The sequence below is a fragment of the Mesorhizobium sp. M0040 genome, assembly GCF_040323505.1.
Classification (GTDB): Bacteria; Pseudomonadota; Alphaproteobacteria; order Rhizobiales; family Rhizobiaceae; genus Mesorhizobium.
Window position 1 is genome coordinate 43,393 of sequence record NZ_JAMYVA010000039.1, and the last position, 9,803, is coordinate 53,195.

Sequence of the window (9,803 nt, forward strand, 5' to 3'; positions counted from 1 at the left end):
ATTTTCATTTCAAAGCAGGGTTTAACATGACCAAACGCAGGGATATCGACGCACTTCGCAGCCTGTCGGGGGACATCTGGAATGTCGCCGTCGACGAATATCAGGGCGGCTTTCTCAAGCGCCGCGATCTCCTGAAATACGCCGCACTGCTCGGCCTGACAGGCTTTGCCACCTCGCAGGGGTTCGGAGCCGCGCGCGCCGCGGCCGCCGCCGGCGGTACGGTCCGTGTCGGGCTCGGTCAGCCGACCAAGGCGATCGATCCGGTTTCGGTGACCGATCCGGCCAGCATCGGGGTGATCAGCCAGGTCGGCGAATATCTGATCCTCGACGATCCGAAGGACGGTCTCCAGCCGAAGCTCGCTTTGTCCTGGGAGGCCGACGAGACAGCCAGCCGCTGGACCTTCAAATTGCGGCAAGGAGTGAAATTCCACGATGGCCGCGCCGTCACCGCCAAGGACGTGGTGGCGAGCTTCGAGCGGCTGGTCGATCCCGCCAGCGGCTCGTCGGCGCTCTCAGCCTACAAGGGCATCTTGTCCAAGGGTGGCGCCAAACTGGTCGACGAGCAGACAGTCGCCTTCGATCTCGACGGTCCCAACAGCAACTTTCCCTTCTATGTCTCCTCCGACGTCTACAATGCCGTCATCCTGCCGGCCGACTATGCCGGCGATTTCGAGAAGACTTTCAACGGCACCGGCCCGTTCAAGCTCGAATCCTTCCGTCCCAAGCAAGGCGCGAGCTTCGTGCGCAATGACGATTACTGGGGCGACAAGGCGCTGCCCGACCGCGTCGAGATCAAGTTCTTCGACGACGAGCAGGCGCAGGTGCTGGCGCTGCAGGCCGGCCAGCTCGACGTCATCCCCAGCACGACGCGGTTGGAACTGGCGATCGAGGGCAACCCCAACTTCAAGCTGCTCAGCGTGCAGGCAAGCTCGCATGACCAGGTGCACTTCAGAACCGACCAGGCGCCGTTCACCGACAAGCGCATCCGCCGCGCGCTGGCACTCACCATCGACCGCGAGGCGGTGGTCAAGGGCCTGCTGAAGGGCCGCGCCATCATCGGCAACGACACCCCGTTCGCGCCGATCTTCCCTTCGGCCGATCCGTCGGTGCCGCAGCGCAAGCAGGATATCACGGAGGCCAAGCGGCTGCTTGGCGAGGCCGGCGTGCCGAACGGCTTCGAGGTGACGCTGACCACCGAACGCGCCTATGACATTCCCGACTATGCGGTGATCATCCAGAACTTCGCCAAAAAGGTCGGCATCGATGTCAAGCTCAATGTCCTGCCGCAGGACGCCTATTACGGCTCGGCGACCTTCGGCAGCTCGCCCTGGCTGGATTCGGTTCTCGGCATCACCGACTACGGCCATCGCGGCACGCCCGACATCTTCCTCAACGCCACGCTGAAGAGTACGGGAGCCTGGAACGCGGCGCATTTCAACAACCCCGGCTATGATGCGCTGCTGCTCGACTACTCGAAGGCGCGTGACCTCAATGCCCAGCGCCTTGCTGCCGGCAAGATCCAGACGCTTTTGCTTGACGAGACGCCGGCGATCATCAGCTACTTCTCGCAATACAGCCGGATTGTCAGCTCGAAGGTCGAAGGCGTGCGCTTCACCGCAATCTCGCATCTGCTGCTCGATCGCGTTTCCTTCGTCCAGGCATGATCGCGACATGCTGACCGGCCGCATTCTGTCAGCGCGTGTGGGCACACTTGTCCTCACGCTCTGGCTTGTCAGTGTCCTGGTTTTCTTCGCCGGGCAGGTTTTGCCCGGCGATGTCGGCCGCGTGATGCTCGGGCCGTTTGCCGACGCGCAGGCGGTGGCGGAGCTGAACAAGCGGCTGGGCGCCGACCAGCCAGTTCTCGTCCAGTATTGGCTCTGGTTCAGCAAGGCGGTGTCAGGCGATTTCGGCACCTCGCTTTCGATGCGCGCGCCGGTGGCCCCGTTCGTTCTGGAGAGCCTGAAGCGCTCCGCATCCCTTGCCGGCATTATTTTGGTCTTTCTCATTCCGCTCGGGGTTGGCGGCGGTGTCATCGCCGGTCTCAACGCCGGGCGCCTCATCGACCGGCTGATCGTGATGGCGGGCGTCTCCTTAGGCATCGTGCCGGATTTTGTGTCCGGCCTGATGCTGCTCATCGTTTTCGGCCTGTGGCTGAACTGGTTCCCGATCTCAGGCGTTGCGCCGGATGGCGCGGGCTTCTGGACGCAAGGCTATTATCTGATCCTGCCGGCGCTGCCGCTGGTGCTCAATCTTGCCGGCTACATCGCCCGGATGACGCGGGCCGGCGTGATCGAGGCGATGGCCGCCGACTACACACGCACCGCCGTCCTGAAAGGGCTTGAGCGGCGCGAGATCATTCTTCGGCACGTGCTGCGCAATGCGCTAACCCCGACCATCGCGGTGCTGGCGACGCAGACCGGATACATGCTTGGCGGGCTGGTTGTGATCGAAGCGCTGTTCGGCATCCAGGGACTTGGCAATCTGGTTCTGAACGCGGCCAAGGCGCGAGATTTCCCGATGCTTGAAGCGGGCGTGCTGGTGATGGCGGCAATCTTCGTTCTTTCGGCGGCGGCGGGCGACTTCGTGCTGGCATTGCTCGATCCGCGGCAACGCCGTCGGACCTCGCCATGACGGATCTGACGGAGTTTCCCGCATCACGGCGCGCCGTGGCCGGTTTTCCGGCGGTGCGCAGGATCGGCAGTGCCTTCTCCGGACTGCCCCCATCGGTCGTGATCGGAACGCTGCTGCTACTGTTCTGGGTCGTATGCGCGGTAGCAGGCAATCTCTTCGTTCCGTATAATCCCTATGCCGAGGATTTTCTGGCGATGCTGACGCCGCCCGATGCCTCGCATTGGTTCGGGACCGATCAGCTCGGCCGCGACGTGCTGTCCCGCATTATCGTCGGATCGCGCGATATCCTGCTGGTTGCGCCGCTGGCGACGCTGGTCGGCGTTGCCGCCGGCAGCATCATCGGCCTGGTGCTCGGCTATTTCGATGGCCTCACCGATGCCATTGGCGCGCGGCTGCTCGATACACTGATGGCGTTTCCATTCATCGTTCTCGTAACCATGACGCTGGTGGCGATCGGGCCGTCGAACCTGACCGTCGTCCTGGTGATCGGCATCGCCTATGCGCCGCTGGTGGCGCGCACCGTCCGCGCCGCCGTGCGCGAGCAGAAGAAGCGCGACTATGTCAGCGCCGCCCGGCTTGGCGGCGAAGGCGCGCTCGCCATCATTTTCCTGGAGATATTGCCCAACATCAGGGAGACGATCCTCATCGAGTTCGTCACTCGGCTGGGCTACGCGTTCTTTTCGATTGCGACGCTGAGTTTTCTGGGCCTCGGCATCCAGCCGCCGTCGGCCGATTGGGGACTGGCTGTCGCCGACGGCTACGGTTTCCTGACCGGCGGTAAATGGTGGGTCGTCGTTTTCAATTCCGACGCGATCGTTTCACTGGTCATGGCAACGAACCTAATTGCCCAAGGCTTAGGCGCGTTTGAAAATGGTGATGGATGAATGCGAAGCCGTATTGATGGCCTGAGCTTCGGTCTGCTCGCTATACGGAATACGTCCATTAGCAGAACGGCATTTTTCTCCGCGAGGCCGAAAAATCGGAACGTAGTTCCTTATCTCTATAGATTTTGTCGAATATCGTCTGCCCCGGTTTGGAAATGACCCGATGCGCATGCGGGGTCTGGGAGATTGACGAGTTGGCACGGCTATCGGTTCTCGGAATATCCGGCGGCGTAAGCACACCATCGCGCACTACTGCGGTGGTCAACGCGCTGGTCAAGGCAGTCGCCTTGCGCGTCCCGGCAGACACCGGCCTGATCGAAATCACCGAGGCGGCGCCTTTGATTTTCGCCGGGTTGTCTCGTGGCGCGCTTGGCGCGTCTGGCGAAGCGATCATCCAGCGTGTCGAAAAGGCCGATCTGCTCGTGGTCGGAACGCCGGTCTACAGGGCGTCCTACACCGGCGCTCTCAAGCACCTGTTCGACCTTGTCGATTATCGTGCACTGACGGGCAAGACCGTGCTTCTCGCGGCGACCGGCGGAAGTCCATACCATGGCCTGGTTCTCGAACATCAGCTCCGGCCATTGTTCGGTTTTTTCGGGGCCGTCACCGTCCCGACCGGCGTCTACGGCGCGCCCGACGATTTCGTCGATGCCAAGATCGTCGGCGCAGCGATTATCGAGCGCATCTCACGGGCCGCTACCGAAGCGGTCTCGTTGCTTAATTCCAGTGATACAAACACTGCCGTCGCCACGCGCGTCGGTTGAAGCCAATCAAAAGGGGAAACGAACGAAATGACCTCGAATTCCGACGACGTGAAATTCGCCTACTGGGTCCCGAACGTTTCGGGCGGCCTTGTCATCTCCAACGTCGAGCAGCGGACAGGCTGGGACATCGACTATAACCGCAAGCTTGCTCAGATCGCCGAGGCCAACGGCTTCGACTACGCGCTGAGCCAGATACGCTTCACGGCCGGCTATGGCGCCGACAACCAGCACGAATCCGTATCGTTCAGCCATGCCCTGCTTGCGGCGACCACAACGCTGAAAGTCATCGCGGCGATCCTGCCCGGCCCATGGAATCCAGCGCTGGCGGCCAAGCAGATAGCCACCATCAACCACCTGACCAATGGCCGTGTCGCGGTCAATGTCGTCAGCGGCTGGTTCCGCGGTGAGTTCGCCGCCATCGGCGAGCTGTGGCTCGACCACGACGAGCGCTATCGCCGCTCGGAGGAATTCATCCGCGCGCTGCGCGGCATCTGGACCGAGGACAATTTCACTCTGAAGGGCGACTTCTATCGCTTTACCAACTACTCGATGAAGCCGAAGCCGATCGATCCGCAGCCGGAGATCTTCCAGGGCGGCTCATCACGCGCGGCGCGCGACATGGCTGCGCGGGTTTCCGACTGGTATTTCACCAACGGCAACACGCCGGAAGAGATCAAGAAGCAGGTTGACGACATCAAGACCAAGGCGAAGGCCAATGGCCACAAGGTCAAGATCGGCGTCAACGCCTTTGCCATCGCTCGCGAAACCGAGGCAGAAGCGCGCACCGTGCTCGACGAGATCATCGCCAAGGCCAATCCGGAGGCGGTGCAGGGTTTCGCCGATCAGGTCAAGAATGCCGGCAAGGCGTCGCCGGAAGGCGAGGGTAACTGGGCGAAATCCTCGTTCGAGGATCTTGTCCAATACAATGACGGCTTCCGCAGCAATCTCATCGGCACGCCGGAACAGATTGCCGAACGCATCCTCAAGCTGAAGGATGCCGGCGCGGATCTGATCCTGCTCGGCTTCCTGCATTTCCAGGAAGAGGTGGAGTTCTTCGGCAAGCGCGTCATCCCTCTGGTGCGCGAACTGGAAGCGGCGCGCGACAGGGAGCTTGTCGCCGCGGAATAGGACAGGCGCGGTCTTCAGGCCGCCGCCGGCACGCCTTCAAAATCAGGAATGTTTCATGATTGGTGCTTCGCTGGGAGCCGCCGCATACGAGCGCGCGCCCGAAATTTCCGGCATTCTTGCTGGTGCTGGTCCCGTCGAGGACACGCGCCCGGCGCGCCTGTCGCCAAAGGCTGATGCGATCCTGGCGCTGGGCGGGATCAGCATTTCCTTTGGTGGCGTCACGGCACTGCGGGATGTCGACCTCGAGGTCAAAAGCCGCGAGATTCGCGCTGTGATCGGTCCCAATGGCGCCGGCAAATCCTCGCTGATCAACATCATCAGCGGCCTCTATCACGCCGATCAGGGCAAGATCGCGATCGATGGCCAGTCCTTCTCCCGGGTGTCGGCAAGCCGTCTGGCACGGCTCGGCGTCGCGCGCACCTTCCAGAACCTGGCACTGTTCGGTGGGCTTTCAGTGCGCGACAACATCGCGTCGGGCCGCGTCCACACCCGGCGCGCCAGCTTCGTCGAACATATCGCCGGTCTACCGCGCGCCCGGCGCGAAGATGCCGCGATCGCTGAAAAGGTCGACCAGACAATCGCCTTCCTGCATCTCGAGGCCGTCGCCGATCGCCTGGTCGCAACGCTGCCCTACGGCCTGCAGAAGCGGGTCGAACTGGCGCGCGCCCTCGTCGCCGAGCCGAAGATCCTGCTGCTTGACGAGCCGATGGCCGGCATGACGGCGACCGAGAAGGCCGAGATGGCCGGTTTCGTGCGCGCAGCGCGCGACCGGCACGACGTCACCATCATCCTCATCGAACACGACATCGGCGTGGTCATGGGGCTCTCCGACCGCGTCGCCGTGCTCGACTACGGCCGCAAGATCGCCGACGGGACACCGGCCGAGGTCAGGGCCAATCCGGCGGTGATCCGGGCCTATATCGGCACCGCCGAAGGCGAAGATGGCGAGGGCATCTGATGAGCTACTATGATTTCCTCTTCGTCATCGAGGTGCTGGTCGGTGGCTTGCTCTCAGGCGTCATGTATTCGCTCGTCGCCATTGGTTTCGTGCTGATCTACAAGACGTCGGGCGTACTGAACTTCGCGCAAGGGTCGATGGTGCTGTTCGCCGCACTCACCTTTGTCAGCCTTGTCGAACGCGGCATCCCGTTTGCGCTTTCGCTGCTCATTACCCTCGCGGTCATGGTTGCGCTGGGCTTCACCATCGAGCGAACTGTGCTGAGGCCGCTGGTCAATCGCTCGCCGATGACGCTGTTCATGGCCACGCTTGGCCTGTCTTACATCATTGAAGGCGCTGCCCAGTTGGTGTGGGGCACGCAGGTGCACGGGCTCGATCTCGGCATCGACGACACGCCGTTCGAGGTCGGCGGTATCCTGATATCGTCGTTCGATCTTCTTGCTGCAGGCATTGCCGCGGCGATGGTCGCCGGCTTGAGCGCATTCTTCTATTGGACCCGGATCGGGCTGGCGTTTCGCGCCGTCGCAGACGACCAGTTCGCGGCGCTCGCCGTCGGGCTGCGGCTGCCCCGGATCTGGGGGACGGTGTGGACGGCCGCGGGGTTCGTGGCACTGGTCGCGGGACTTTTGTGGGGCGCGCGCCTCGGCGTCCAGTTCTCGCTGTCGCTGATCGTGCTGAAGGCGCTGCCGGTACTGGTGCTTGGCGGCTTCGATTCCATCCTCGGCGCCATCGTCGGCGGCCTCATCATCGGCGCCAGCGAGAAGCTCGCCGAGGTCTACCTCGGACCCTTTGTCGGTGGCGGCATCGAAGGCTGGTTCGCCTATGCGCTGGCGCTGGTCGTCCTGCTGGTGCGCCCCTCCGGGCTGTTTGGCCAGAAGACTGTCGAAAGGGTCTGACCGATGGCCGTGCAAGCGCTCGATGCCGCAAGGCGTCCAATCGACTGGCAGAAGTTAGCTCTGCCGGCCGCCCTGATTGCCGTCGCCTACGGCCTGATCCCCACCTATGCGTCGAGCTATTTCGTCGAGGCGATCCTGTTGCCGTTCCTGGCGCTCAGCCTGGCGGCGGTCGGCCTCAACCTTTTGACCGGCTATTGCGGCCAGCTTTCGCTGGGCTCCTCCGCCTTTATGGCGGTCGGCGCTTTCGCCGCCTACAATTTCAACCTTCGGGTCGAAGGACTGCCGCTGGCTGCGACCATGATCCTGGCCGGGATTTCGGCCGCCGGCATCGGCGTCGTGTTCGGATTGCCGAGCCTGCGCCTGCGCGGCTTCTATCTCGCCGTCTCGACGCTCGCCGCCCAGTTCTTCGTGCAGTGGGCGCTGACCAAGTTCGGCTGGTTCTCCAACGACAACCCTTCCGGGGTGATATCGGCGCCGCACCTTGCCGTTGCGGGCTTCTCGCTCGACAGGGCGACGGGCCGCTACCTGCTCTCGGTGACCACGGTCATCGTGCTCACGGCGCTCGTCTGGCGCCTGGTCAACAGCGCGACCGGCCGCAATTTCATCGCCGTGCGCGACAACGAAACCGCCGCGCGGGTGATCGGCGTCCCTGTGCTGAAGACCAAGCTGCTCGCGTTCGCCATCTCGTCCTTCATCATCGGCGTCGCCGGGGTGCTGTGGGCCTTCACCTATCTGCGCACCGTCGAGCCGGCCGGCTTCAATCTCGACCGCTCGTTCCAGATCCTGTTCATCATCATCATCGGTGGGCTGGCCTCGATACGCGGCGCCTTTCTGGGAGCGGCGTTCATCGTCATCTTTCCGCTCATCCTGTCGCGGCTTGGCGCCTTCCTGTTTGGCGGACTGTTCGATTCGGGTGTTCTCGACATGAGCCAGCGCATCGTGCTTGGCGCGCTCATCATCATCTTCCTCATCGCGGAACCGAACGGGCTGTCGGCCCTCTTCGACCGCCTGAAACGACGGATCGGCTCAAGGTCCAGCTGAGCGCCGCTCGACATCCTCTCACGGACCACAACCTCAGGAGACGCAATCCATGACCTTCTTCAGTCACCTCAAGAAAGCGGCGATCGCCACGGCCTTCGTCCTCGGCGCGACGGCGGTCCACGCCGACGAGCAGTATTTTCCCCTGCAGAGCTACCGCGTCGGCCCTTATGCCGCCGGCGGCACCGGCTTCTTCGGCGGCTTCATCGACTATCTCAACCTGATCAACATCCGCGACGGCGGCGTCAACGGCGTCAAGCTGACCTGGAGCGAGGGCGAGACGCAGTATGAGGTCGAGAAGGGCGTCGAGGTCTATGAACGATTGAAGAGCAATCCCGGCATCGCCGCCTGGAACCCGCTTTCGGTCGGCATCGCCTATGCCATGATCGACCGCATCACCGATGACAAGGTGCCGCTGATCACCATCAACCACGGCCGCACCGACACCACGGACGGACGCGTGTTCCCTTACGTCTTCCCGCTGCTGCTCAATCCGTACAGCGAGACCTCGGGCATCGTGAACTATATCGCCTCCAAGGAAGGTGGCCTCGACAAGCTCAAGGGCAAGAAGATCGTCGTGCTCTATCACGGCTCGCCCTATGGCAAGGAGACGATTCCGATCTATGAGCTGCTGTCGCAGAAATACGGCTTCGAGCTGTCGCAGATCGAGGTTCCGCATCCAGGCAACGAGCAGCAGGCGCAGTGGCTGACGATCCGTCGCGAGCATCCCGACTATGTGGTGCTGCGCGGCTGGGGCGTGATGAACCCGGTTGCGCTCAAGACCGCGCAGAAGACCGGCTTCCCGGCCGATCACATCGTCGGCAATGTCTGGTCGAATTCGGAAGAGGATGTGATCCCCGCGGGCGATGCCGCCAAGGGCTATACGGCCATCACCACCCAGGCGTCAGGCGAGCAGTATCCGGTGGTCCAGGAGATCGTCAAAACGGTCTACTGCGCCGGCAAAGGCAATCTCGAGGAAAAGAGCCGTATCGGCTCGGTCTACCACAATCTCGGCATCGTCAACGGCATCCTCAATGTCGAGGCGGTCCGCATCGCGCAGGCCAAGTTCGGCAACCGCACGCTCACCGGCGACGAAGTCCGCTGGGGCTTCGAGCATCTCAAGCTCGATCCGGCACGCGTCGAGGCGCTGGGCGCCAAGGACCTGTTCCACTCGATCAACGTCTCCTGGGACAATCACGAAGGTGACGGCTACGTGACCTTCCAGCAGTGGGACGGCAAGAAGTGGAACGTCGTCTCCGACTGGATTGCGCCCGACTGGAAGCTGCTGCGTCCGATCATCGAGAAGTCGTCCGAGGCCTATGCCAAGGAAAAGGGCATCAAGATCCGCACGGCCGAAGACGCCGAAGCAGTGGTCAGCAACTGAAGTCAAACAACTCGCGGCCCGCCCCCCGGGCCGCCGCCGATTTCGTCCGAAATGGGCTTGAACGAATTTACGCCCCGGAAATACCATACAGTGGGGCACTCCCGGGGCGGCCCGAGAAAA

At 62.7% G+C, this 9,803-nt stretch carries 9 protein-coding genes; all 9 read left to right on the forward strand.

Features of this window, described 5'->3' with window-relative positions:
• The first annotated feature begins 26 nt into the window (after positions 1 to 26).
• The 9 genes from NKJ91_RS25325 to NKJ91_RS25365 all read left to right on the forward strand — a co-directional run bounded on the left by NKJ91_RS25325 (position 27) and on the right by NKJ91_RS25365 (position 9,683).
• Complete coding sequence (locus NKJ91_RS25325) at positions 27 to 1,664, forward strand: ABC transporter substrate-binding protein (protein ID WP_352457716.1); 1,638 nt, start codon at positions 27 to 29, stop codon at positions 1,662 to 1,664.
• 7 nt (positions 1,665 to 1,671) lie between these two features.
• Positions 1,672 to 2,631 carry an ABC transporter permease gene (locus NKJ91_RS25330; RefSeq protein WP_352457717.1) on the forward strand — a complete coding sequence of 320 codons (960 nt, stop codon included), beginning with the start codon at positions 1,672 to 1,674 and terminating at the stop codon, positions 2,629 to 2,631.
• Positions 2,628 to 3,515: an ABC transporter permease gene (locus tag NKJ91_RS25335; RefSeq protein ID WP_352457718.1), complete on the forward strand. Its 888-nt coding sequence runs from the start codon at positions 2,628 to 2,630 to the stop codon at positions 3,513 to 3,515. The genes NKJ91_RS25330 and NKJ91_RS25335 overlap by 4 nt, the downstream gene beginning before the upstream one ends.
• Positions 3,516 to 3,709: 194 nt before the next feature.
• Positions 3,710 to 4,279, forward strand: a complete 570-nt coding sequence (gene msuE / locus NKJ91_RS25340) for an FMN reductase (RefSeq protein WP_352457719.1) — start codon at positions 3,710 to 3,712, stop codon at positions 4,277 to 4,279.
• Positions 4,280 to 4,306: 27 nt separating this feature from the next.
• Positions 4,307 to 5,407, forward strand: coding sequence for a dimethylsulfone monooxygenase SfnG (gene sfnG, locus NKJ91_RS25345; RefSeq protein ID WP_352457720.1), 1,101 nt, complete (start codon positions 4,307 to 4,309; stop codon positions 5,405 to 5,407).
• A gap of 55 nt (positions 5,408 to 5,462) precedes the next feature.
• Complete coding sequence (locus NKJ91_RS25350) at positions 5,463 to 6,365, forward strand: ABC transporter ATP-binding protein (RefSeq protein ID WP_352457721.1); 903 nt, start codon at positions 5,463 to 5,465, stop codon at positions 6,363 to 6,365.
• Positions 6,365 to 7,261, forward strand: coding sequence for a branched-chain amino acid ABC transporter permease (locus NKJ91_RS25355; RefSeq protein ID WP_023722895.1), 897 nt, complete (start codon positions 6,365 to 6,367; stop codon positions 7,259 to 7,261). Before NKJ91_RS25350 ends, NKJ91_RS25355 begins: the two co-directional genes overlap by 1 nt.
• Positions 7,262 to 7,264: 3 nt before the next feature.
• Positions 7,265 to 8,302 carry a branched-chain amino acid ABC transporter permease gene (locus NKJ91_RS25360; protein ID WP_352457722.1) on the forward strand — a complete coding sequence of 346 codons (1,038 nt, stop codon included), beginning with the start codon at positions 7,265 to 7,267 and terminating at the stop codon, positions 8,300 to 8,302.
• A gap of 49 nt (positions 8,303 to 8,351) precedes the next feature.
• Complete coding sequence (locus NKJ91_RS25365; protein ID WP_352457723.1) at positions 8,352 to 9,683, forward strand: ABC transporter substrate-binding protein; 1,332 nt, start codon at positions 8,352 to 8,354, stop codon at positions 9,681 to 9,683.
• The last annotated feature ends 120 nt before the right edge of the window (positions 9,684 to 9,803 follow it).

What these genes read in the sequence shown, in the direction of transcription:
- NKJ91_RS25325 (WP_352457716.1), top strand. Translation starts at nt 27, where the DNA reads ATGACCAAACGCAGGGATATCGACGCACTTCGCAGCCTGTCGGGGGAC.
- NKJ91_RS25330 (WP_352457717.1), top strand. Translation starts at nt 1,672, where the DNA reads ATGCTGACCGGCCGCATTCTGTCAGCGCGTGTGGGCACACTTGTCCTC.
- NKJ91_RS25335 (WP_352457718.1), top strand. Translation starts at nt 2,628, where the DNA reads ATGACGGATCTGACGGAGTTTCCCGCATCACGGCGCGCCGTGGCCGGT.
- sfnG (WP_352457720.1), top strand. Translation starts at nt 4,307, where the DNA reads ATGACCTCGAATTCCGACGACGTGAAATTCGCCTACTGGGTCCCGAAC.
- NKJ91_RS25350 (WP_352457721.1), top strand. Translation starts at nt 5,463, where the DNA reads ATGATTGGTGCTTCGCTGGGAGCCGCCGCATACGAGCGCGCGCCCGAA.
- NKJ91_RS25355 (WP_023722895.1), top strand. Translation starts at nt 6,365, where the DNA reads ATGAGCTACTATGATTTCCTCTTCGTCATCGAGGTGCTGGTCGGTGGC.
- NKJ91_RS25360 (WP_352457722.1), top strand. Translation starts at nt 7,265, where the DNA reads ATGGCCGTGCAAGCGCTCGATGCCGCAAGGCGTCCAATCGACTGGCAG.
- NKJ91_RS25365 (WP_352457723.1), top strand. Translation starts at nt 8,352, where the DNA reads ATGACCTTCTTCAGTCACCTCAAGAAAGCGGCGATCGCCACGGCCTTC.